At 47.9% G+C, this 24,397-nt stretch carries 24 protein-coding genes; 22 read left to right on the forward strand and 2 right to left on the reverse strand.

Annotated features, from left to right (window positions below; translation table 11 throughout):
- The first annotated feature begins 26 nt into the window (after positions 1-26).
- From FNY66_RS02840 to iadA, 15 genes are all read left to right on the forward strand, one after another.
- Positions 27-1,181, forward strand: coding sequence for an exonuclease SbcCD subunit D (locus tag FNY66_RS02840; RefSeq protein ID WP_150310226.1), 1,155 nt, complete (start codon positions 27-29; stop codon positions 1,179-1,181).
- Positions 1,178-4,411, forward strand: a complete 3,234-nt coding sequence (locus FNY66_RS02845) for an AAA family ATPase (RefSeq protein ID WP_150310227.1) — start codon at positions 1,178-1,180, stop codon at positions 4,409-4,411. The genes FNY66_RS02840 and FNY66_RS02845 overlap by 4 nt, the downstream gene beginning before the upstream one ends.
- 76 nt (positions 4,412-4,487) lie before the next feature.
- Positions 4,488-5,393 (forward strand): NAD(P)-dependent oxidoreductase, encoded by a 906-nt coding sequence (locus FNY66_RS02850; RefSeq protein ID WP_150310228.1) that lies wholly within the window; start codon positions 4,488-4,490, stop codon positions 5,391-5,393.
- A 161-nt stretch (positions 5,394-5,554) separates the two neighbouring features.
- Positions 5,555-7,639 (forward strand): LTA synthase family protein, encoded by a 2,085-nt coding sequence (locus tag FNY66_RS02855; RefSeq protein WP_150310229.1) that lies wholly within the window; start codon positions 5,555-5,557, stop codon positions 7,637-7,639.
- A 105-nt stretch (positions 7,640-7,744) separates the two neighbouring features.
- Positions 7,745-8,332 (forward strand): SOS response-associated peptidase, encoded by a 588-nt coding sequence (locus tag FNY66_RS02860; protein WP_087151170.1) that lies wholly within the window; start codon positions 7,745-7,747, stop codon positions 8,330-8,332.
- A 111-nt stretch (positions 8,333-8,443) separates the two neighbouring features.
- Positions 8,444-8,899 (forward strand): DUF1653 domain-containing protein, encoded by a 456-nt coding sequence (locus FNY66_RS02865; protein WP_087151171.1) that lies wholly within the window; start codon positions 8,444-8,446, stop codon positions 8,897-8,899.
- Positions 8,900-8,903: 4 nt separating this feature from the next.
- Entirely contained in the window at positions 8,904-9,176 is a 273-nt protein-coding gene (locus FNY66_RS02870) for a hypothetical protein (protein ID WP_087151172.1), read from the forward strand.
- Positions 9,177-9,205: 29 nt separating this feature from the next.
- Positions 9,206-9,625 (forward strand): DUF1810 domain-containing protein, encoded by a 420-nt coding sequence (locus FNY66_RS02875; protein ID WP_150310230.1) that lies wholly within the window; start codon positions 9,206-9,208, stop codon positions 9,623-9,625.
- Between the two features lie 30 nt (positions 9,626-9,655).
- Positions 9,656-10,258: an alpha/beta fold hydrolase gene (locus FNY66_RS02880; RefSeq protein ID WP_150310231.1), complete on the forward strand. Its 603-nt coding sequence runs from the start codon at positions 9,656-9,658 to the stop codon at positions 10,256-10,258.
- Between the two features lie 172 nt (positions 10,259-10,430).
- Positions 10,431-11,816: an ATP-binding protein gene (locus FNY66_RS02885; RefSeq protein ID WP_150310232.1), complete on the forward strand. Its 1,386-nt coding sequence runs from the start codon at positions 10,431-10,433 to the stop codon at positions 11,814-11,816.
- Positions 11,817-11,860: 44 nt separating this feature from the next.
- Positions 11,861-12,061: a hypothetical protein gene (locus tag FNY66_RS02890; RefSeq protein WP_150310233.1), complete on the forward strand. Its 201-nt coding sequence runs from the start codon at positions 11,861-11,863 to the stop codon at positions 12,059-12,061.
- A gap of 40 nt (positions 12,062-12,101) precedes the next feature.
- Positions 12,102-12,635 (forward strand): RNA 2'-phosphotransferase, encoded by a 534-nt coding sequence (locus FNY66_RS02895; protein WP_150310234.1) that lies wholly within the window; start codon positions 12,102-12,104, stop codon positions 12,633-12,635.
- A gap of 74 nt (positions 12,636-12,709) precedes the next feature.
- Positions 12,710-13,450 (forward strand): metallophosphoesterase, encoded by a 741-nt coding sequence (locus FNY66_RS02900; protein ID WP_087151177.1) that lies wholly within the window; start codon positions 12,710-12,712, stop codon positions 13,448-13,450.
- 122 nt (positions 13,451-13,572) lie between these two features.
- Positions 13,573-15,321 (forward strand): putative basic amino acid antiporter YfcC, encoded by a 1,749-nt coding sequence (yfcC, locus tag FNY66_RS02905; protein WP_087151178.1) that lies wholly within the window; start codon positions 13,573-13,575, stop codon positions 15,319-15,321.
- A 94-nt stretch (positions 15,322-15,415) separates the two neighbouring features.
- Positions 15,416-16,600 (forward strand): beta-aspartyl-peptidase, encoded by a 1,185-nt coding sequence (gene iadA, locus FNY66_RS02910; RefSeq protein ID WP_150310235.1) that lies wholly within the window; start codon positions 15,416-15,418, stop codon positions 16,598-16,600.
- Positions 16,601-16,668: 68 nt separating this feature from the next.
- On the opposite strand, the gene FNY66_RS02915 is transcribed toward iadA, so the two are convergent.
- Together FNY66_RS02915 and FNY66_RS02920 are read right to left on the reverse strand one after the other, a co-directional pair.
- A complete protein-coding gene (locus FNY66_RS02915; RefSeq protein ID WP_087151180.1) occupies positions 16,669-18,048 on the reverse strand; it encodes an aldehyde dehydrogenase in 1,380 nt (459 codons plus the stop codon).
- Positions 18,029-19,324: an iron-containing alcohol dehydrogenase gene (locus FNY66_RS02920; protein WP_150310236.1), complete on the reverse strand. Its 1,296-nt coding sequence runs from the start codon at positions 19,322-19,324 to the stop codon at positions 18,029-18,031. Before FNY66_RS02920 ends, FNY66_RS02915 begins: the two co-directional genes overlap by 20 nt.
- A 169-nt stretch (positions 19,325-19,493) precedes the next feature.
- On the opposite strand from FNY66_RS02920, the gene FNY66_RS02925 reads away from it, so the two are divergent.
- From FNY66_RS02925 to FNY66_RS15895, 7 genes are all read left to right on the forward strand, one after another.
- Positions 19,494-20,357: an FKBP-type peptidyl-prolyl cis-trans isomerase gene (locus tag FNY66_RS02925; protein ID WP_150310237.1), complete on the forward strand. Its 864-nt coding sequence runs from the start codon at positions 19,494-19,496 to the stop codon at positions 20,355-20,357.
- Positions 20,358-20,362: 5 nt separating this feature from the next.
- The gene (locus FNY66_RS02930) at positions 20,363-20,932 is read left to right on the forward strand and encodes a histidine phosphatase family protein (protein ID WP_087151183.1); all 570 of its coding nucleotides are present in this window, start codon (positions 20,363-20,365) and stop codon (positions 20,930-20,932) included.
- A gap of 62 nt (positions 20,933-20,994) precedes the next feature.
- On the forward strand, positions 20,995-21,573 hold the full coding sequence (locus tag FNY66_RS02935) for an HD domain-containing protein (RefSeq protein WP_087151184.1): 579 nt from the start codon (positions 20,995-20,997) through the stop codon (positions 21,571-21,573).
- 372 nt (positions 21,574-21,945) lie between these two features.
- On the forward strand, positions 21,946-22,323 hold the full coding sequence (locus FNY66_RS02945; protein WP_087160469.1) for a TnpV protein: 378 nt from the start codon (positions 21,946-21,948) through the stop codon (positions 22,321-22,323).
- A gap of 147 nt (positions 22,324-22,470) precedes the next feature.
- Entirely contained in the window at positions 22,471-22,734 is a 264-nt protein-coding gene (locus tag FNY66_RS02950) for a helix-turn-helix transcriptional regulator (RefSeq protein WP_008981865.1), read from the forward strand.
- Positions 22,709-23,167 carry a peptide deformylase gene (gene def, locus FNY66_RS02955; RefSeq protein WP_033126562.1) on the forward strand — a complete coding sequence of 153 codons (459 nt, stop codon included), beginning with the start codon at positions 22,709-22,711 and terminating at the stop codon, positions 23,165-23,167. Before FNY66_RS02950 ends, def begins: the two co-directional genes overlap by 26 nt.
- 58 nt (positions 23,168-23,225) lie before the next feature.
- On the forward strand, positions 23,226-24,395 hold the full coding sequence (locus FNY66_RS15895; protein WP_267872921.1) for an AAA family ATPase: 1,170 nt from the start codon (positions 23,226-23,228) through the stop codon (positions 24,393-24,395).
- Positions 24,396-24,397: the final 2 nt, after the last annotated feature.

Consider the following 24,397-nt stretch of genomic DNA (forward strand, 5'->3'; position numbering starts at 1 on the left):
CAGTAATAGAAAAGGAGGATTCCTGAATGAAATTTTTCCATCTCTCAGACCTGCACATCGGTCTGAAGCTTATCAATCGTGATCTCAGGGAAGATCAGGAATACATTTTACGGCAGATCACGGATATTGCCGTCAGGGAACAGCCTGACGGCATTGTCATTGCGGGGGATATTTACGATAAGGCAGTGCCCTCTGCGGAGGCAGTGGAGGTGTTCGACGGCTTCATCGCCGGTCTTGCCGCAGCTCTGCCGGACACCGCTGTGATGCTGATCAGCGGGAACCACGACAGCGGTCCGAGGGTCAACTGTTTCCGAAGCGTCCTTTCCCGGCAGAATCTCCACATGATCGGACTTCCGCCAAGGAGGGAGGGCGAATCCATCGAAAAGGTGACCTTAAGTGATGAGCACGGCCCTGTGAATTTCTACCTGCTTCCTTTCGTCAAGCCGTCTATGGTAAAACAGCTTGTGGGAACAGATGAGAACGGGAACAATCTGTCCTATAATGAGACGCTCCGCCGCCTGATCGGACGGGAGGAGATCAATGAAGCGGAGAGAAATGTGCTGGTGAGCCATCAGTTCTACCTTCCGGCGGGAAAGAATGCGGACGAGGTGGAGAGGATGGATTCGGAGATGCGGACAGTCGGAAATATCGATGAAGTCTCAGCGGACATCCTGGAGCGGTTTGATTACGCCGCGCTGGGACATATCCATAAGCCCATGAAGGTGGGGAGCGAGTTCTTCCGCTACTGCGGCACGCCGCTGGCATGCTCGGTCAGCGAGGCGGAACAGCAGAAGGGCATCATCATGGTGGAAATGGAAGAGAAAGGGGACGTCCGCACAACCGTACTACCCCTCGAACCGCTCCGGCAGGTGCGAGTCATCCGCGGAGAGCTCTCGGAGGTACTGGAGCAGGCATGCGGAGACTATGTGACCGTGATCCTGACAGACCGGGCGGATCTGGATATTTTTGACATGCAGGACCGAATCCGCAATGCATTTCCCTATCTTCTGGAGATCCGCAGGGAAACGCTGAGGACGGCGGACTACAGCAGAGGGGCAGCTGTACAAGAGGAGCTGGATCCTTTTGCGCTCTGCTGCTCGTTCCTGAAGGATGCGGACGAAGGCGAAAAAGAGATTCTGCGCGATGTGATCAATGCAGTACAGGAGGTGGAACAAGGATGAGACCGACGAGACTTATCATGCAGGCGTTCGGCTCTTACGGGAAACGGACTGTCATAGATTTTGAACAGACGAATCAAAATCTGTTCCTGATCACGGGAGATACCGGCGCGGGAAAGACGACGATCTTTGACGCTATCGTGTTTGCCCTTTACGGGGAGGCAAGCTCAGGCGCCAACAAAAAGGACGGGACGGAACTGCAGAGCCAGTTTGTGGACTATGACGTGGAGCCCTTTGTAGAACTGACCTTTACCGAAGGAACAGGGAAGAACCGGGAGGAATACACTGTCCGCCGTATCCCGAGGCATATCCGTCCGCTGAAAAGAGGAAGCGGAGTGAAGGAAGAGAGTGAATCTGTTGCGCTGACTATGCCCGATGGGACTGAGTATCCCCAGAAAGAGACAGACCGTAAGCTGGAGGAGATCACAGGCCTGACGAAGAATCAGTTCATGCAGGTGGCGATGATCGCTCAGGGAGAATTTATGGAGCTGCTCAGGGCAAAATCGGATGATAAGAAGGTGATCTTCCGGAAGCTTTTTCACACGGAGCTCTATCAGAAGATCGTGGATGAGCTGGCTCGGAGAAGGAGGGTAAAGCAGCAGGAGATCGGCCAGATCAGGACCGTCTGCCAGACAGAAGTGTCTCATGTGAAAGTGCCGGAGAGCCCGGAAGGGGAAGGACAGATCATTTACAGGGAACTGCAGCTGCTGAAGAGGAGGATCATCGATTCAGACAGGCTTTCTGTGGTGGACATGGAGCAGCTCCTGGAGAAGCTCCACATCCTCTGCGGAGAGCTGGAAGAGCAGACGGCTCATGCATCGGAGAAATATGAGGAGGCAAAGAAGGATTTCCTGGAAAAAAGGGATACATGCAGCAGCGCCCGCGAGCTGCTCCGCCGGTTCCATGAGCTGGACAGCGCGGAGAAAGAGCTGGCAGAGTGCGCTGCCAGGGAAGATGAGATCAAGGCTTCGCTCCGGCTGATCGGTCAGATCACAGCAGCCTATGAGATCAGCTCTGTCTGGCAGAGATATCGGGATGCCCAAAGCACTGTATCCATGACAGAGCGGCGGCTGGATGAACAGCAGAAGCTCCTTCCGGATCTGAGAAAGGTGTATGAAGAGGCGGAACAGCGTGAGAAGGAAGCAAAAATGCTCCTGGATCGGGAGATTCAATCCTTCACGAAGATTTCTGAACGTGTGGAGAAGGCACTGGAAGTCCTGAAAAAAATAAGGATCGCACAGGCAGATGCAGCAGAAAAGGAAAAAATATCCGTTTTATCCGGGAAAGCGGCAGAAGAGGCGAGAAAGAGGCTGGAAGATCTGGAGCGGCAGGAAAAGGAGCACTGGGAACAGGAAGAGAGATTAAGCCGGACAGATGTGCTCCTTGAGCAGTGGAAGGCGAAGTGCAGGAAAGCAGAAGAGATCAAAGAGAAGATCGGCGAGGCGGAAATGCTCCAGATGGAGGCAGAGTCACAGCGGAAGAAAACAGAAAAAGCCCGCTCTGATTATGCAGAAGCCAGCGATGTCTATGAGAAGAAAAATGCTGAGTATGAAAATATGCGGAGACTCTTTTTGAATGCCCAGGCAGGATTTATCGCCAGAGAGCAGCTCCGCCCGGGCAGGCCCTGTCCGGTCTGCGGTTCTCTGGAACATCCTAATCCGTGTGAGCTGGGAGAAGATCATAGTGATCTGAGCAGAGAAACTCTGGACAGACTGGACGAAGAGGTGGCGGCTCTGCGGAAGAACCAGGAGAGCGCCGCGGCGGCAGCAAAGGCGGCGTCCGCGCTGCTGGCGGAGAAGGAGAAGCAGCGGATGGCCGGACTCGATGCGCTGCGTGAGAAGATGGAGGAGTTATTTCCGGAATCCGCAGGGACAGTCAGAGGAGAAATGCCGGATCTTGAAGAAGACCTGAGTCTATGGAAGGACAGACTGTCCACATGGCAGAAAGCACTGCAGGCAGAAGGCAGACAGCTGGAGCAGGATGCCCGGACGCTGGACAAGATCAGGAGCTTCCTTCAGAACGTGGATTCAGAAAAGCAGGCTCAGAGGCAGAAGGCGGATCAGGCGGCAGAAACAGCGGCTGGGGCAAAGGAAGCGCTGGCGGCATCCCGTGCGTCGCTTGCATCACTGGAAGGTTCCCGGGATTATCCGACAGAAAAGGATGCAGAAGAAGCCAGGTCCAGGGCCGAGGCAGAGAAGAGAAAGAGGGAAGGGGCATACAGCGCTGCCAGATATGCCGAACAGAAGGCAAAATCCGCCAGGGAAAACGCGGAGACGTTGATCAGCCGGTACACTGCGGAGCTTCCCGGACTGAAGGAAGAAAGAGAACTGAAAAAGACGGCATATGAACAGTGCATGGCTGAAAAGAATCTGACCGAGACAGAGTGGAAAGCGCTGACTGAAAAGTATGAGCGAAACGAGACAGAAGCACTTCAGAATAAGGCGGACATACACAGACAGAAGAAAGCCGCTGCGGAGAGCAAAAAGGACACTGCGGCCGCGGCGATCGGCGGCAGAAAGCGTCCCCTGCTCGAAGAGCTGGAGCAGGCACGGCTCGAGGCGGAAGAGAAGATGGCAGAAACACAGGAAGCGCTTGAGGAAGTGAAGGAATATTATAAGGCCAATACAGATGTCTGCCGGGCGCTGGAGCCTGTCATGGAAGAACGGGGAAAGATCATGGAGGAGCATAAGCGTCTGGACGATCTGTATAACCTTCTGGCAGGAAAAGTATCCGGCTCGCGTATGGATATTGAGACCTTTGTCCAGCGGTATTATCTGGAGCGGATCCTGTATGCGGCAAACCGTCGGTTCCGGGAGATGTCGGCAGGGCAGTTCGAGCTGCGCATGTGTGACCTTGACCGGGCAGGTGCGGGCAAGAACCGGGGACTGGATCTGATGGTGTACTCCACAGTGACAGGGAAGGAAAGAGAAGTGCGGACACTGTCAGGCGGCGAATCATTTATGGCAGCGCTGTCCCTTGCACTGGGGATGGCAGATCAGATCCAGGAGAGCGCAGCGTCAGTGAACCTGGACATGATGTTCATCGACGAGGGATTCGGATCGTTGGATGACCATTCCAGGAATAAGGCGGTCCGTGTGCTCCAGGACATGGCTGGCGGATCCAAGCTGATCGGGATCATTTCCCACGTGACAGAGCTGAAGCAGGAGATCGAGGATCAGCTTATCGTGAGCAAGGATGAAGAGGGAAGCCATGTCAGATGGCAGATCAGCTGATAATTGATAGAAAAATTAAATGATTTGTATAATGTATATTTTGTAAGATTATGTAAAATAGGCAGGAGGACTCAAAATGAAGAAAATCAGGAAACTGACGGCGATCCAGCCGGTATCATTTCTGCCGGAGGGCAGGGAAGCGGTAAAAGAATACTGTGAGGAAGCTATATTTTATGACACAGAGCCAAAAGATGACAGAGAGATCATTGAGCGGATCGGGGATTCAGATGCGGTTTTTGTCAGCTATAACCGCACGATCGGTGAAAATATCCTGTCAGCCTGCCCGAATCTGCAGTATATCGGAATGTGCTGCAGCCTGTACTCGGCGGCGAGCTCTAATGTAGACATCACATATGCGGAGGAACACGGGATCAGAGTGACCGGTATCCGCGACTATGGGGATGAGGGCGTGGCAGAATATGTGATCGCGGAGCTGATCCGCCGCCTCCACGGAACGGATGGGAATCCGCCCCTTCTCGGAGAAATCTCTGAGATCTCGGGAATTAAAGCGGGATTCCTGGGGATGGGAGCCAGCGCCCGTGCCGTGGCGAAGGGACTGACCGCCTTTGGCGCGGATATCCGTTATTACAGCCGTACAAGGAAGCCGGAGCTGGAGGAAGAAATGGGATATACTTATCAGGAGCTGCACGAACTTCTGCGGGAATGTGACGTGGTATGCAGCTGCCTGAGCAAAAATGTCACACTTCTCTATGAGCCGGAGTTTGAGATCCTCGGAGAGAATAAGCTGCTGTTTAATACTGCGCTCAGTCCGTGCTTTGATATGAAAGCCTTAAAGCAATGGCTTAACAAAGAAAATACATGGTACTACTGCGATACACTGATGGGACTAGGGGACGAGACTTTGCTTGAGTTTTGCAATGTGAACTGCCAGAAACGCTCATCAGGAATGACACGCCAGGCAGTGGAAAGGCTGAATAAGAAGGTTTTGGACAATCTTAGAAACTACTGCGGGCAGGGATGATCCTTAGGTTGTTTATGCATTAGAAATTCGTATAGAGGCGGACCACCAGGTCTTTTTCTGATAAAATCCTGCAAAATTTTCTCATTCTTTTAGAGCCCGGCGTGTTATACTTGACGTAGCATATATTTTGTAAAAAATAAGTAAAATGCAGGGGACAAAAGATGAAAAAAGCAGCAGGTTTTTTTAAAAACTGGAGGATGTGCATTCCTTTCCTTTTTCTGTATCTGGAGATTGTGTTCCATTTATATATGCGGCTGGATATGACGTACGCGCCTGTATTCCTGCTTCTGGCCGGCGCCGCCGGCATGTTCTGCGCGGGGATCCTCTTTTTCCTGCCGGAGCTTCCCGCAAAGATCGTGGGAGCAGTCATAACTGCGGCGGCATCACTTCTCTTTGTAATAGAATGCATCAGCAGAGATATCTTGCAGCAGTATTTTCAGATCTTCAGCGCCGTGGAAACTGCCGCGGGTAATAAGCTGACAGATTATGCATCGACTGTGGTGCAGTCTGTCCGGGAAAATGCAGGAGGAGTATTTCTGCTGTTCGTCCTGCCGCTTCTTATCTATACGGCATGGGTAAAAATAACAGAACCGAAAAAGGGTGGCCAGAGCAGGAAAAAAGAGGCTTTCATAAATGGTCTCACAAACGGCCTGCTGTCTCTCGCAGCTGCGGTGCTGGTCCATGGAGCAGCTCTGGCTGTGATCTTTTTTGCGCCGTGGCAGGGAGATTTTACACCGGAAATGCTGTACTGCACTGACACGAATATAGATGATCAGGTAGAGCAGCTGGGAGTTATCGCCATGCTGCGGCTGGATGTCCGCAATCAGATATTCGGAGTGCCGGAGGGCAGCCGCGCTCAGATCGATGAGGAAGCCGCTGCCGCCGTAACGGGGGAAGAGCAGGAAATTGAGGCGGAGGAAGAAAAGGAAATCGTATATCCATATAACGAGATGGATATCGATTTTGACGCACTGAAGGCCTCGGCTTCCAGCAGCGGCTCTGCGTGGCTGAGTGAGTATTTTGCGTCTCTGATCCCAACCAGGCAGAACGAATATACAGGAATGTTTGAGGGATATAATGTGATCTTTATCACTGCCGAGGGATTCAGCGGATATATGATAGATCCGGAACTCACGCCGACGCTGTATAAGCTCTCGCACGAAGGGTTTGTGTTCAACAATTTTTATTCTACACTGCATTTTACAAGCACCTCAGGAGGAGAGTTCCAGAATCTTACCGGTCTGTATCCGAAGGCGGGATTCCCCGTGAGTATGAGCGAGACTGGGAAGCAGGGAACCTATCTTCCGTTTACACTGGCGAATCAGCTGAACCGGCTGGGGTATACTTCGATTGGATATCATTTTAACCAGAACATGTACGGCAGGGAGCTGTCCCACCCAAATCTCGGCTATGAATGGCGGCAGTTTACCGAGTGTGCCAGCCCGCTGACTGCTGAGACAAATGAATACGGAAATGCATACTGGCCTCAGTCAGACGACTATATGATCAGTCAGACATTTGACGAATACAAGGATCTTCAGCCCTTCAATATCTATTATCTGACGATCAGCGGGCATCTTCCATACAGCTTTGACGGCAGTCAGATGTCTCAGCGCAACAGTGAGCTTGTGGAGGCGCTGCCTTATTCGGAAAAGACAAAGGCTTATATTGCAGCGAACCTGGAGCTGGAGAAAGGGCTGACAAGGCTTGTGGACAATCTGGAAGAAGCAGGGATCGCAGACAAGACGGTGATCGTGATGGCGCCGGACCATATCCCATACTCCGATCTGGATGTGCTGGAGGAACTGGCTGGACGGTCCTTCAATGCGGAGTCGCTGGAAAACTTAGACGAGAAGACGGTTGATGTGGATGTGTACAGGAACACCTGGATCCTCTGGTCTGCGTCGATGGATGAGCCGGTGACGGTGGACAAGCCGTGCAGCCAGGTAGATATCCTTCCTACAGTGTCAAATCTCCTCGGGCTTCAGTATGATTCCAGGATGATGGCGGGAACGGATGTGCTGTCGTCAGCAGATCCGATCGTGATCTTTTTCTCAAACTCGTGGCTCACAGAAAAGGGAATGTATAACAGGTATACAGGCACATTTGAACCGGCAGAAGGCGTGGTGATGAGTGAGGAAGAGAAGAACGCCTATGTTGAGAATATCAAGTATATCGTGAGCAGCCGTCTCTCACTGGGACAGCTGATCATTGAGAATGATTACTACAGACAGGCGCTGGAATGATTTTATGGTTTTAAAAATCGGTTAATAGAGCTGGAAAAACAATCCTCTTGACCTGCAAACATTTGTTCTGGATAAACTAAAAGCGGAAGGAAAACGGAGAAGATAATGTGCGGACGATATTATATGGATGATGAAACAGCAAGGGAGATTAGACGGCTGGTACTGAAATTGGATCAGAAGATATGTAGTGAATCAGATCAGACTGCAGCTGTCTTTCCTTCCCAGAAGGTCACTGTGATAACGGGGAGGGGGCGCCACATGGAGGCGGAGCAGATGATCTGGGGCTTTCCCCGTTTTGACGGCAAGGGGATCCTGATCAACGCCAGGGCGGAGACTGCTGTGGAGCGGCGCACTTTTAAAGAGAGCGTCCTGCACAGAAGATGCGTGATCCCGGCAAAAGGATTCTGGGAGTGGAATAAGTCTAAAGAGAAGTTTTCTTTTGAGCGGACGGATTCCCAGGTCATGTTTATGGCGGGATGCTATGACTGCTTTGACGGGCAGGAACGGTTCGTGATCCTGACAACAGAGGCAAATCCCTCCGTAAAGCCGGTCCACGACCGGATGCCGCTGATCCTGGAGCGAAGCGAGCTGGAAGACTGGGTGACAGATGACAATGCTGTGGAATATTTCCTTCATAAGACGCCGGCGATGCTGGGGAAAAACGCGGAATATGAACAGATATGTCTGTTTTAGCGAGCGGCTTTTTCTCTCTGTCGTTTTATGATAGACTGGTACAGTAATCAGCAGCTTATGAACTGCTGTGGCATATGCTTTCCGAAAAAATTCTTTAAGAGGTATGACGAAATGAGCAGGATAAGAATTATAAAGAAAAACGATGAATACAACTCAGAATATGAGATTGGAGACATTTTCGAGATTCAGGGGACCTGGTATGGCGGCGTACATATCACAGGGAAATCCGGTGTGCCGATTTCTCTTGACAAAGAGGAATATCAGGAGCTGGATACAGAACCGGAGCCGAAGGCAGAAGCGGAAGAACTGAAAAGAGATATCTGTGTGGGTGACATTGTGCAGCATTTTAAGAGAGAGTGGGTGTCCGCCGACACCTCGGAATACCTGTATAAAGTGCTTGCTTTCGCCCAGCACACAGAAACCGGAGAGCGGCTGGTCATCTACCAGGCGCTCTATGCGCCGTTCAAGGTCTGCGCAAGACCCTATGCCATGTTCATGAGTGAGGTGGACAGGGAAAAGTATCCGGATATCAGGCAGAAATACCGGTTCGAGAAAGTAAAGGTGTGAGAGCATGGCATCAGAGAGAACGGACGAGCTGTACAGACTTCTGCTGAGCAGGGGCTACCCAAAGGAGTTCTGTGCAGAGATCGCGTATAAAAATATGAACACAGATTACACCGCAACGAGGATGATCGGATATCTCTACCGTGTGACAAACCCTCGGATCGAGGATCTGGTGGATGAGATGCTGGCAATCTTAAGCGACAGGGATGAGATCATGCGGAAGAAAGAGATGGAGCATGCCCAGGCGGTAATTAATGATATCTATAACAACGGATTGTAAATGGATAAGAATATAAGGAGTTGAGAACCATGAGTGATCTGCAGAGATTTACAGAGGCACAGAGGCGGGACTTTAACACCGCTCTGTCGGAGATCAAAAACGGACGAAAACAAAGCCACTGGATGTGGTATATCTTTCCACAGATCCACGGGCTGGGATTCAGCAGCATGTCCGCATATTATGCGATTAAGGATCTCGAGGAAGCAGAAGATTTTCTGAATGACCCGTATCTGGGAGGAAACCTGAGGAAGATCAGCGAGGCTCTGTTGGAACTGGATACGGATGATCCTCATCGCGTGTTCGGCAGCCCGGATGATCTGAAGCTGCTGTCTTGCATGACGCTCTTTGAAGCGGCGGAGGGAAGCGGGGGAGTGTTTACAAGAGTGATCGAGAAGTATTATAAGGGGAGACGGGATCGGAAGACGGTGGAGATACTGGGGAGAGGATAAGAGGAGAATCTAAAGAGAGGGCGGCTGGAAATGAAAACAGTATTTTTACATGGCATGGGGCAGACAGCGCATGACTGGGATGCAGTGCTGAGTCAGGCGTCATTGCCGGACGTGGATTGTCCGGAGCTGTCTGCACTGCCGGAGGGGAAACTGACATATACCGGACTGCGGACAGGTTTTGAAAAACGATATACAAATGTGAAAGAAGCTTTCCGAATATGTGGTCTTTCGCTTGGCGCAGTGCTTGCCCTTGATTATGCGATTCACCACAAAGGAAAAGTAGATTCACTGATTTTGATCGGAGTGCAGTATAAGACACCTGCTCTGCTGATAGATTTTCAGAATTTCATATTTCGTTGTATGCCTGAAAAAGCTTTTTCGGATATGGGTGTTTCAAAACGGGATATGATCCGTCTGTGTCATTCCATGCGTTCTTTGAACTTAACCGCCAGGCTAAGAGAGGTCAGATGTCCGGTGAAGATCCTCTGCGGAGAAAAGGACAGGGCGAATTTGAAAGCCTCAAGACAGCTTAGCGAGCTTCTGCCGCAGGCGGAGTTACATATCATTCCGGGCGCAGGACATGAGATTAATAAATGTGCGTCGGAGACGATAGCCGATATACTTAATAGCTGATCGGAAGAAGAAGGAAAATAAGAAAAACAGGACAAAAATAGGATGCCCGCATTGTTTGGAAAATGAAACATGCAGGCATCTTATTTACTATAATATGATTTAGTAAAACGTAATTGACTAAAATAAATGTGAGTGATATATTAAGGGTAATATATCATATGGAGGCAGAAGAATGTTTATTGGAAGAGAGCGTGAGCTGGATTCACTGAATCAATTATATACCTCTGATAAGTTTGAATTTGCGGTGATCTACGGACGGCGCCGTGTTGGGAAGACTGCACTTATAAATGAGTTCATAAAAGATAAAAAGGCAATCTACTTTATGGGCGTGGAAAGTAATGAAAAGCAGAATCTTGAGAACTTCAGCAGAAATATTCTGGAGTATAAAACAGGGCTCCAGGCAGACACAGCCTTTCTTACATTTCAGGCTGCGCTGGAGTATGTGTTTAAGCTGGCTGAAAATGAGAGGCTGATCCTTGCGATCGATGAGTATCCTTATGTGGCGCGCTCTTCTAAAAGCCTTGCCTCTACGATTCAGCTTCTGGTTGATAAATATAAAGAAAATTCCAGGCTGATGCTGATACTCTGCGGATCGTCCATGTCATATATGGAAGATCAGGTCCTTGCATACAAAGCTCCCTTGTATGGCAGACGGACAGCTCAGATGAAAATTCTGCCCTTTGATTTTGCGGATACCTGTCGGTATTTCAAAAATTTTTCCGATGAAGATAAAGCGCTGATTTACGGTATCGTGGGCGGAACTCCCCAGTATCTGCTCCAGATGGATGACGGATTAAGCGTAGAGGATAATATAAAAAACACATTCCTGAATCCAATCTCTTCTCTGTTTGAAGAGCCGGAAAATCTGCTAAAACAGGAGGTAAGAGAGCCGGCTCTGTACAATGCGATCATTACCGCAATTGCCACCGGCGCTTCCCGGATGGCTGAGATTTCTTCGAAAGTGGGAGAGGATACGAGTGTATGCTCCACTTATCTGAGAAATCTGATCAACCTGGGTATTGTGCAAAAAGAGACACCGTATGGCGAAAAAGCCTCTCGAAAGTCCATTTATACAATTGATGACAATATGTTCCGATTTTGGTTTCGGTTTGTACCGGAAAACAGCTCTATTATCGCACGAGGCGCTGCGGATCTGGCATACAAACGGATCGAACCGCATCTGCCGGATTATATGGGAAAAGTTTTTGAAGAAATCTGCAAGCAGTACCTCTGGAGGCTTTTGTTAAACGGAGAGTCTCCGGTAGAGTTCAAGGATCTGGGACGCTGGTGGGGAACTGATCCGGCTGCGCGTACCCAGACAGAGATTGATATTATGGGAGAGCAGGACTATGAAACTGCCCTGTTTGGAGAGTGCAAGTGGACGAATGAAAAAGTGGATACCGGAGTGCTGGATAAGCTTGTGAAGAGAAGCCAGATGTTCCATTATAGGAAAGTGTGGCTGTATCTGTTCGGGAAGAATGGATTTACGGAAGTGTGCAGGCGAAGGGCTGAGGAGATGGGGAACGTGTCGTTGATAACATATAAAAATATTGTGTAAGAGAAATTAGAAACAAAGAGATCCGTTTTTTATGCGCCTGCAATATGATTTCAGAGGGCTGGGATTATCCGGAGCTGGGGATCCTTGTCATGGCAAGGCCTACGCTGTCAAAAGTTCTTTATCTACAGCAGATTGGCAGAAGACTGCGGAAGACGGACGTCAAGAAAAATGTATTTGTGGTAGACGTTGTGGATGAATATGGTGCAATGGTGCGTCCCTGCACGATGCACAATATGAAAATGTAGCGCGGAGCAAATTATTAAAAGGAATAAGGTGCTGGAGAACATGAGTTATGACAGATTAAGCAAGTATCTGAGTCTGATCCTGCGTCATCATCCCGAAGTAATCGGAATCAGCCTGGACGCGCACGGCTGGGCTGATGTCGATGAACTGATTGCAGGGATTGCGCAGAAGAAAAAGTTTAACAGGGAAATACTTGAAGAAATAGTGAGAACAGATAAGAAGCAGAGATATTCATTCAGCGAAGAGGGAACGAAGATCCGGGCAAACCAGGGGCATTCTATTCCGGTCGATCTGGAGCTTCAGCCGATAGAACCGCCGGACGTGCTTTGGCACGGCACGGCGGAAAAATATGCCGCTTCTATTGAGAAAACAGGGTTAAGGCCGGGGAACCGCATATATGTACATCTTTCTCCGGACATAGAGACAGCGGTAGCTGTGGGGCAGCGTCATGGCAGGCCAATTGTATATAAAGTGAAAAGCGGTCAGATGTACCGGGATGGCTTTTACTTTTATCGTTCTGTCAACGGAGTCTGGCTTACGCTTGGCGTGCCGGAAGTTTATCTGGAAAGAATCTGACAGAGAGGCAGTATCGTATTGTAACCTTGCAAAAAGCTGCGTTACAGTTCCCTTAAAGGAAGGAGTATATATCTATGGCACTTTACGCACTAGGCGACCTCCATCTCAGCTTCCAGTCCGACAAGTCCATGGACATTTTCGGAAGTGTGTGGAAGCGCCACGAACGCAAGATCGAGAAATATGTGAACCGGATCGTAAAACCGGACGATACCCTGGTGCTCACCGGCGACCACTCCTGGGGAAGGAAGCTGCCTGAGTGCAGGGAGGATCTCGCTTTCATCGAGCGGCTGCCGGGGCGCAAGATCCTGCTCCGGGGAAACCATGACATGTTCTGGGATGCGAAGAAGACGGGGCGGCTGAATGAGGAATATAAGAACAGGCTGTTCTTCCTGCAGAATAACTTCGCAGTATACGAGGATTATGCACTGGTTGGGACGAAAGGATTTACCTTTGAAGGTCCATTCTATCTCGACCGGTGGGGAAATATTACCGGCTGGGATGAAAAGAAAGAAGAGCAGGCCGAGAAGCTGGTCGCAAGAGAAATGGACCGGCTTCGGGAATCCTTCCGCCAGGCGGCGGACGCGGGATACAGGAAGTTCATTATGTTTCTTCACTATCCGCCGACAAATATACTGGAAGAGACCTCGCCGTTTACGGAGATCGCAGAAGAGTACGGCGTTTCCGCTGTTGTCTATTCACACTGTCATGGGGAGAGCCGCTTCGGGGACAGTATCCGCGGAGAATTTCACGGGATTAACTATATGCTGGTATCCGGGGACTTTCTTAATTTCCGGCCGGCTCTTGTTCTTCCGTAAATCGGGAGATTTATTGCATCGAACATGTAAATTCTTGTCGATTCCTGTAAATTTTATATTGTGTATTTTTATGCATTCGGTTACAATAGTGGATGCATATTTAAAGGGAGGAGACAAGTGCAATGTTTGGAAAAAACAAAAAGGGGCGTGTCCCTTCAGCAAAAAAGGACTTTACCAAGCTGAAGACGCCCCATACTTATGCGATTATCTTTTTCGTAGTAATCGCCTGCTGGCTTCTGACATTTCTGATTCCGGCAGGAAAATTTAGCACTCATGAGATTGAGTACACGGATGCTAACGGAGAGACTGCCACAAGGACGGTCCTTATGGCGGATACTTTTCGGTACAGCTATAACTTAAACACAGATTTTGTAGCGGATGCTCTGGCTGATATCAGCGAAGATCAGGAACTGATGGATGAACTGGAAGTGGATCCGGAAGCTCTTGCGGCACTGATGGAGACTGACTCCTCCGCGTGGACGCAGGAAGATCTGGATGCAGTGGGTATCAGTGATGACGAGATGTACAGTCTGTACGGAGAAGATTTTTACGATACCAGCGAGAGACTTCACAAGACAGCAGGTATCTGGGGTACAGAGGATTTCGGTGGATTCGGATTTCTGAACTATGTGTTCGAGGGACTTGTTACCGGTGACCGTTCTGGTTCTGCAGTTGGCTTGTGCGCTCTGATTCTTGTGATCGGCGGCTCATTCGGTATCATTATGAAAACAGGTGCCATTGACGCGGGAATCTATGCGTTTATCAGAAAGACAAAGGGACTGGAGCGTCTGGCTCTGCCACTGCTCTTCATTCTGTTTTCTTTGGGCGGGGCAACCTTCGGTATGGCAGAAGAGTGTATTCCCTTTGCCATGATCATGGTTCCGTTTGTGATCGCGCTGGGGTATGATTCCATCGTAGCGGTGACCGTGACCTATGTGGCTTCACAGGTGGGAAATGCTGTGTCCTGGATGAGCCCCTTCTCCGTTGCGGTGGCACAGGGAATCGCAGGAGTTCCGGTCCTTTCCGGTGCGACGTTCCGTCTGATCATGTGGGTGGTCGTGACACTTGCGGCAGCCGGATTCATGATGGTTTACGCAGAGGGCGTGCGCAAGACGCCGGAGAAATCCGTAGTATACACTGGAGACGCTTATTTCCGCAGCCGTATGGATACTGTAACAGAGGAAGAGCGGGAGTTTAATCTGGGCCATAAGCTGATTCTTCTGGAAATGCTGGCAGTCCTGATCTGGATAGTCTGGGGCGTTACCCAGCGAGGATTCTATATCCCGGAGATTGCATCCCAGTTCTTTGTTATGGGATTCGTGGCAGGTGTTATCGCAATTATTTTCAAGCTTAACGGCATGACTATCAATGGAATGGCTTCTGCATTCCAGGGCGGGATTGCGGATCTGGCAGGCACAGCAGTGGTTGTTGGTATGGCAAAGGGTATCCTTCTTGTACTGGGCGGTTCTGACGCGGATGTTCCGTCTGTGCTGAACACAATCCTGTACGGTATCGGAAATGCACTTGACGGTGTCCCGGCGTTCCTGGGAGCATGGTTTATGTATATCTTCCAGAGCCTGTTCAACCTGGTCGTGACATCCAACTCCGGACAGGCTGCACTTACGATGCCGATCATGGCGCCGCTTTCAGACCTGGTAGGCGTGTCCCGTCAGATTGCAGTTCTGGCTTATCAGTTGGGCGCGGGCTTTGTGGATGCATTTACCCCTGTATCGGCAAGCCTGATCGGAGTGCTCGGTGTTGCAAGGATTGAATGGGGCAAATGGGCGAAGTTCCAGATTAAGATGCAGGCATTCTTCTTTGTACTCGGCACGATATTTATTGCAATCGCAGTTGCGATCAATTTTCAGTAAGCAAACAGAAGTATACTTCGGCCGGTGTTCTGGATGACGCCGGCCGGATTGCTGTAATACACAGAGAAACGTATTCAGATATAAGGAGAGAGATATGGTTACCATCATCAGAAATGCAAAAGTCTATCAGCCGGAATATGCCGGTGTTAAGGACATTCTCATATTAGGAGACAGAATCGCCGCACTCGGTGAGAATCTGAAAGCGGACTTCGGCGGATGTGTCGAAGTCCGTGAGATAGATGCAGAGGGCATGGTGGCTGTCCCGGGATTTATCGACAGCCATGAGCATATCCTCGGAGGAGGCGGAGAGGGCGGCTTCCACACGCGGACGCCGGAGGCTTCTCTGGGAGATCTGGTCCGAAACGGTATTACTACGGTAGTTGGCTGTATCGGCACGGACGGCGTCGGAAGGGATATGGCGGCTCTGCTGGCAAAGGCCCATGCCCTGGAAAATGAAGGAATCACCACGTATACCTATACGGGCTCCTATCAGGTTCCGGTACAGACGCTGACGGACAGCCTGATGAAGGATATCATGATGTTGGATAAAGTAATCGGTGTAGGAGAGGTAGCAATCTCTGACCACCGCTCGTCACAGCCTTCCTTTGAAGAGTTCGCACGGATTGCAGCGGATGCCAGAGTGGCCGGGATGCTCTCAGGCAAGGCCGGGATTGTGAACGTCCATCTGGGAGACAGTGAACGCAGGCTCGACTTGATCCGTCGGGTGATTCGTGAAACTGAGATTCCTGCCTCTCAGTTCCTTCCCACCCATGTAAACCGGAATGCAGCTCTCTTTGAGGAATGTCTGGATCTTGCCGCAGAGGGCGGTACTATTGATTTTACAGGAAATGAAGATATCGACTACTGGGAGACAATCTGCGATGAAGTACGCGTGTGCAAAGGAATCCGCATGCTTTTGGAGAGAGGCATTTCAAGCGACCGGTTTACCATTTCTTCAGACGGTCAGGGAAGTATGCCTGTCTTTAATGAGAAAGGAGAGTTCCAGGGGATTGGGATCGGAAAGGCATCCTGCCTTCTGAAGGAAGTGCGGGAATGTGTCCAGAGAGAAGACATTCCTTTGGAAATTGCAGTAAAAGGAATCACAAGCAATCCGGCTTCCATCTTGAAACTGGACAGAAAAGGACTCATAAAAGAGGGATTTGACGCGGATATTTGTCTGTTGGATGAAAGAACACTTGGATTGAATACTGTGCTCGCAAAAGGACAGGTTATGCTAAGAGACGGAGTACAGAAGGTGTTTGGAACATTTGAAAGATGATGATAATAATGCTGCCCGGACAATACCGGGCAGTAAATTTTATGATCGAATTCTATTTCAACATACTTTTATTTCAGGAAGAATCTTACCATTTTCTCATGTATTTTCCGGTAGGGCTGATACCGCATCGGCAGGTCGATCCATGTCTTCTTATCTACGATACTCTTATAGTGGGAGAAAGTATCAAAACCTATCTTGCCGTGATAAGCACCCATACCACTTTCGCCGAATCCTCCAAATCCCATTTCAGTAGTAGCCAGATGAATGATTGTATCGTTGATACAGCCTCCTCCGAATCCACAGCGTGAAGTAACTTTTTTTGCTGCTGATTTATCTGAGGTAAAGAAATAAAGTGCCAGAGGATGAGGCATGTTATTGATTTTACGTATCACATCATCCAGATTGTCATATACAAGAATCGGCATGATCGGTCCGAAGATTTCTTCCTGCATTACAGCATCGGAGAATGTCACATTATCCATGACAGCAGGCTCAATGCGGAGTGTTTTGCGGTCTGAGCTTCCGCCATGCACAAGTTTCCTTTCATCGATCAGACCCAGGATCCGATCAAAATGCTTTTCGTTGATAATTTTTCCATAATTCGGGTTGCGGAGCGGCTGTTTGCCGTACTGTTTCTGAATCTGTTTCTGTACTTCTTTTATCAGTTTATCTTTAATAGAACGGTGGCAGTAGATGTAATCAGGTGCCACGCAGGTCTGTCCGCAGTTCAGATATTTTCCGAAGACAATTCGTTTTGCCGCAAGCCTGATATTTGCAGTCTGATCCACGATACACGGACTCTTTCCGCCCAGCTCAAGCGTAACAGGCGTCAGGTGTTCTGCGGCATTTCTCATTACTTCTTTGCCGACAGCCTGGCTGCCGGTGAAAAAGATATAGTCAAAGTGTTCACGCAGAAGACATGTATTCTCAGCCCGCCCGCCGGTCACTACAGCAACATACTGAGGTTCAAAGCATTGTGACAGGATACGCAGGATCACCTCACTGGTGTAAGGAGAATAAGCGCTTGGTTTCACAACAGCGGTATTTCCAGCCGCCAGGGCATCTGCCAGAGGAGAGAGCGTCAGCATAAAAGGATAATTCCACGGACTCATGATCAGCGTCACGCCGTAGGGCGATGGTTTCTGGTAACTTCTGGAATGAAACTGTGCAAGCGGCGTCCGCACTCTTTTTTCTCCGGCAAACCGCTTTGTATGCTTTATCATATAACTGAGTTCTTCCAGTACCATCCCTGTCTCGCACATATAACTCTCAAATCCGCTTTTACCCAGATCTTTCCGGAGCGCATCGTTGATTTCTTTTTCATGTTCGGTAATCGCGGCATACAGCCTGTGAAGTGCATCGATTCGGGTACTGACCGGAAGAGTTGCCCCGGTCAGAAAATAATTTCTCTGCTTTGTAACAATGCTCTTAATTTCCTGTTCCGTCATGTTCCGTATCTCCTTCCTTACCAATATTGCGCGGCGTGTCCGAATAATCCTCCCGCTGATCTTCAGTATCTGAATCTTCTTCCATCAGCATATGATAGTATGGTTCCAGCTCTGATGCGTCCATCAGCACAGGTACCGGATACAGCGGATTTGCCTCTTTATCGGCATAGTGAGCCAGCTTAGGAATGTCTGTTTCCTGAATTTCAGGTATCTTGTCGCCAATGCCAAAGCGCTTCTTCATATCTTTAACAGCCTGTATGAACTGTCCGGCAGCCTCTTCACAGGGAGTGGTCTCATCCGCAAGTCCTGCCGCGACAGCCAGACGGGACAGCTTCTTATGGATTTTTTCGCCATATGATTCCAGCATCATAGGAAGGATCACTGAATTGGCAAGCCCATGCGGCACATTGTATTCGCCGCCGAGAGAATGCGCTATAGCATGTACGTATCCAACATAAGATTTAGTAAATGCACATCCGGCATAGAAAGATGCGTGAAGCATATTGCGGCGGGCTTCCACGTTGCTTCCGTCCGTATAGGCAGTATCGATATTCTCAAAGATCAGTTTCACAGCCAGCAGTGCATCTTTTCTTGTCCCGTAAGTAGTAGAATTTCCGATATAGGCTTCCACAGCGTGAGTCAGGGCATCCATCCCGGTAGTCGCAGTGATAAACGGCGGCAGACTTAAAGTCACCTTTGGATCCAGGACAGCATATTTGGGGATCAGCGGAAAATCATTTATTGCATATTTGTAACGTGTCTGCGCATCCGTGATGACTGCAGCCAGTGTCGTTTCGCTTCCGGTGCCCGCGGTAGTCGGAACCGCCATTAAAAGAGGCAGCCTCTTATGGACTTTTAAAATCCCTTTCATTTTCGCCAGTGACTGCTTTGGCTTTACAATACAGGCTCCAACCGCCTTGGCACAGTCCATGCTTGATCCGCCTCCGAAACCGATGATACAGTCGCAGCCTTCATTCCGGTAAATCTCAACGGCCTCAGATACATTGTCGGTAGTAGGGTTGGCTACTGTTTTATCATAGATACAGTAAGGAATCCCGGCATCGGTAAGCGCTTTTTCCAGACGACGGGTAAGCCTCAGTTTTCGTATGCCTGCATCAGTAATGATCAGGACTTTACTGCATTTTTTCTTCTGAATGACTTCCGGCAAAGCTTTCACACTGCCGACAATCTTAGGCTTTCTATAGGGCAGGAACGGCAGGGCGATCTTTAATCCTGTCTGAAAGGTCCTGCAATAGATTTTTTTAAGAGGGTTCATAATAACAGATCCTTTCCGGCGCGAAATATTGCTCTTCTTATGTAATATTTTGTCCAGAAGAAATATTATCAGCTGCATTTTAGTTTGTCAATAAAACAACTATTGACATTATCGGCAGGATAAGGATAATGATAGATGAAGAAATATACAGGAGACAGGAGAGTTAAAAATGAAAATAGCGGTAACCTACGATAACGGAAACATTTTTCAGCATTTTGGGAGAACAGAGTTCTTTAAGGTGTATGAGATTGAGGATAATAAGGTGATTTCCAGTGATGTCATCGGCTCCAATGGAATCGGTCACGGTGCCCTTGCAGGACTTCTTTCCGGCCAGTCAGTTAATGTGCTGATCTGCGGCGGGATCGGAGGAGGAGCTCAGGCAGCACTTGCTGAAGCGGGAGTTGAGCTGTGTGCCGGTGCAGAAGGAGACGCGGATCAGGCAGTTGAGGCCTACCTGAAAGGCGAGCTGATCTCTACCGGAGCAAATTGTGATCATCACCATCATGAGGACGGTCACAGCTGCGGCGATCATGAGGACGGTCATTCCTGTGGCGGCGGATGCGGAGAAAGCTGCGGAGGCGGATGCGGATCTCAGCCGACGCTGACCGGACGCAACGTCGGCAAGACCTGCCGTACGCATTACAGAGGCACATTTAATGATGGAACCCAGTTTGATTCTTCTTATGACCGCGGAGAACCGCTGGAATTTGTCTGCGGTGCCGGCCAGATGATCAGGGGATTTGACGCCGCAGTAGCTGATATGGAAGTCGGACAGATTGTCGATGTCCATCTGATGCCGGACGAAGCCTATGGCATGCCGGATCCGAATGCTGTCTTCACTATTGAGATTGTACAGCTTCCGGGATCTGAAGAACTGGAAGCCGGACAGCAGGTATATCTGACTAACCAGTATGGACAGCCGTTCCCGGTTAAAGTGACAGCAAAAGATGAGACTACGATCACTTTTGACGCGAACCATGAAATGGCAGGAAAAGAGCTGAACTTCCGTATCGAGCTTGTCGAGGTGAAATAAGGCATATGGGATGCGTATATTTTGTCCGCCACGGGCAGACAGTATGGAACGTCGAAAATAAAATCTGTGGAGCTACAGATATAGAACTGACTGAAATGGGTCATCAGCAGGCCATTGAGACCGGAGAGAAGATACTGGCGGAGGGGATCAAAGCAGATGAAATCCTGTATTCCCCTCTTGTCCGCGCGGCAGAAACTGCCCGTCATATCTCCGAGATAACCGGTATTCCGGCGCGTGTGGAACCCCGCCTGAAAGAACAGAACTTCGGAAAGTGGGAAGCCACCCCAAGGAACGGGAAAGAATTCCAAAAGGCAAAAGAAGAGTTCTGCTGCCGGCATGAAGGCGGGGAATCCATGCTGCAGCTGGCACAGAGGGTGTATAATCTTCTGGATGAAATCAGGGAAGAGTCGGATAACAAGACGTATATCCTGGTCGCACACAACGGGATTGCCAGAGTTGTGCAGTCCTATTTCTATGAGATGACCAATGCTGAATACGCGGCTTTCGGCGTAAAGAACTGCGCTGTGGTCAGATATGACTTTAATAACAATACAGAAGAAATTGATATAAACTAAATTGTTTCTGATAATGTGTTATACTATAAATACAATTAGTGCAATTAAAGGAGTAAAGATCAATGATGCCAGGTGACTTTTTGAACATACTTTCAAGAGCCGCCATGCTGAAAACAACGACCCGCCACTGCTTCACAGAGGAAAACCGGAAAGAAAGCGTTGCGGATCATAGCTGGCGGATTGCTTTAATGGCCATGCTATTGTCGAAAGAACCGGAGTTTCAGGATACGGATATGAATAAAGTAATACGGATGTGTCTGATCCACGATCTCGGAGAAACCTTTACCGGAGATGTGCCAGCCTTTGAAAAGACAGATGCAGATACCGTGAACGAAGACGCTCTTTTTTTTGACTGGGTTCGTTCTTTTCCAGCCGCACAAAGGCTTGAATGGCTGGAGCTTCTGAACGAAATGAAAGAGCTTCAAACCAAAGAAGCAAAAACATATAAGGCATTGGATAAACTGGAAGCAGTTATCTCTCATAATGAATCAGATCTATCGACCTGGCTGCCTTTGGAATATGACTTACAGTTGACATACGGCAAAGAAAATATACAGTTTTCTGAATATCTGAAAGCGTTAAGTGAGCGCATTGATGAATGGACAAAAAATAAAATCAAAGGTTTGACAAATTTTCGATAATATTACTCTGCTGATACAGCCAGTCCGTAAATTCTTTCGGGCTGGCTGTTCCTTCTGCAAAGCTAAGTTCTAAGATATGTTGAATTGTCAGTCTTGTCTTGGTATAATCGTGACCATGAGAAAGCTGATGATTCAGCGATAAATTGGAAGTTGTCAAGTATAAATCCATATTGATAGACTTTAAAATATGATACGAGTGCTTTTCGTGTGCCACGGCAGGATTTACTGTTCAGAATAAAAAGTCTCAAATCGTCTTAAATACTTCTATAAATAGTAGTTCTTATGTTTCATTCTCAATTTTACCAATGATTTACCAATATTTCTGGAGAGTCAGACTTGCAAAAAATAAGCCAGAATGAGGAGATTAAAAATATGAGCGAATTGAAACCAAGAATAACAGAAAACGGAATTGATTATATCCTTGTCGGAGATTACTATATCCCAGATTTGAAGCTGCCGGAGGAACACCGTCCTATTGGAAAGTACGGACGGATGCACCGGGAATATTTAAGAGAAGTCCACCCAGCCAGATTGAACACACTGATACTAACCGGAGAATTGTGGACATATCTTGCAGACCTGAACGAACAGGCACAGGAACGGTTAGACACTATCATGGAGCAGATGAAAGCTACCGAGGGCGTGACAGAGGAATTAAAGCGTACTTCTCAAATGGAATGGGTGCAGCGTTGCAATAACATCCGTAACCGGGCAGAAGAAATTGTTCTGCATGAGATGATCTATTCATAAGGGTATGATATAGGGAAACGATATCTGAAACATGGTATCGTTTCCTGTTTTTATAAATATTTGTGTAACAGAAAATGGGTGTAAGGTTGACATTACAAGAAAAATATATATAATTATTGTAATGTTAACCTTACTTTTGGAGGAACTATGAAAAACAGAATAAAAGAATTGCGAGAACAGCGAGGGCTGACGCAAGAGCAATTAGGAGAACTGGTTGGAGCTTCAAGGCAGGCGATAAATGCCATAGAAACAGAAAAATTTGAACCATCTATCTGGCTTGCATATGATATTTCTAAAGTATTTGAGTGTGCCATTGAGGAGGTATTTTTATTTGATGTAAGTTTGAGAAAATCAAGAGCTGACAGCAGCAGACAGGAGGTAAAAAGTGGCAACAAGATTTCTTCGTTATGACAGCGACCCTATATTAAGAAAAAAATGTAAAGCTGTCCTAAAAGTTGATGATAAAATCAGGCAGCTCTTAGATGATATGCTTGATACATTACATGAAACAGAAAATGGAGCTGCACTGGCAGCAAATCAGGTTGGCGTTTTGAAACGGTTGGTTGTCATTGATTTTAACGATACACGATTAAAACTTGTAAATCCGAAAATGATAAGCCAAAGCGGTGTGCAGGAATGTGTTGAGGGATGCCTTAGTTTCCCGAACCGTTTTGTAAAAACAATTCGTCCACAAAAGGTCACGATTCAGGCACTCAATGAATATGGAGAGGAAATTATAGTTGACGGAGAAGATGAAATGGCAAAATGCTTCTGCCATGAGCTGGAACATCTGGACGGCATGATTTTTTTAGATAAAGCGATTGAAGAACTTTCTGTTGTGTAGTGCAAATTGATAGATGCCGTTTCGGAAAAAGAAAAGGAGTTTTATGAGCAAGGTTATTATGATGTGCGGCGTATGTGGTTCTGGAAAGACTACTTACGCCAAGAAAAAAGAACAGGAAGGATATATCCGACTTTCCATTGACGAAGAAATGTGGAAACTTTATGGAAGAAAGGGAATTGATTATCCGGAAGAACAATATGAAAAATTGTCAGAGCAGGTGGAAGCTGCGCTTCAAAAAAAGCTGCTGTCCCTGATTCAGCAGGGAAAAGACGTTGTGATTGATTTTAGTTTCTGGAGTAAGGAAAATCGGAATTTTTATAAAGAGCTGATCCAAAAAGCAGGCGCTGAAACGGAACTTGTCTATATGAAAGCCAGTAAGGAGCTTTTGCAAAAAAGACTATATAAAAGAAATCAGGTCTTAAATGCCAATTCGCCGTTTGTGATAACAGATGAAATATTGGAACATCATTATCACGCATTTCAGGAGCCATGCGGCGAAGGAGAAAAAGTAATTTTGCAGAAAGAGGATATTATACAGTATTCAAAAGAAGAAAGTAAAGCAATCTGGAATCAGAACGCTGAATTTTGGGATTGTTCAATGGGGGATGAATCAAATGATTTTCACAGAGAAGTTGTCCGTCCAAAAGTAACAGAGCTTCTAAATCCTGATCCAACAGATTATATTTTAGATATTGCCTGTGGGAATGGAAATTATTCTGCATATCTTGCAGAAAAAGCTGTCTCTGTTTTGGCTTTTGATTATAGTGAAAAAATGGTGGAACTGGCAAAAAAGCGCCAAAAACGGTATGCTGATCACATTGAGTTTTGTGTAGCAGACGCTACGAATGAAACAAGTCTGATGGCATTAAAAAGAAATAAGCCATTTACAAAAGCAGTCTCAAACATGGCGGTCATGGATATTACAGACATTAAGCCGCTTTTTACCTCTGTTTATAAATTGCTTGAGGATAACGGAGTATTTGTATTTGCGACACAGCACCCCTGTTTTGTAACGCTTACAGAAAAATATATGACGCCGCACAGCTATTACGATATTGCGATTGAAGGACAGCCACAAAAACAATGTTATTATCATCGTTCTTTACAGGATATTTTTAATCTGTGTTTTGATACTGGTTTTGTCATAGACGGATTTTACGAAGAATGCTATTTTAATAAAGAAATCCCGGATATTATCATTGTCAGAGCCATAAAAATTGAGAGGTAGAT

The organism is Mediterraneibacter catenae (assembly GCF_008691045.1).
GTDB lineage: Bacteria > Bacillota > Clostridia > Lachnospirales > Lachnospiraceae > Mediterraneibacter > Mediterraneibacter ornithocaccae.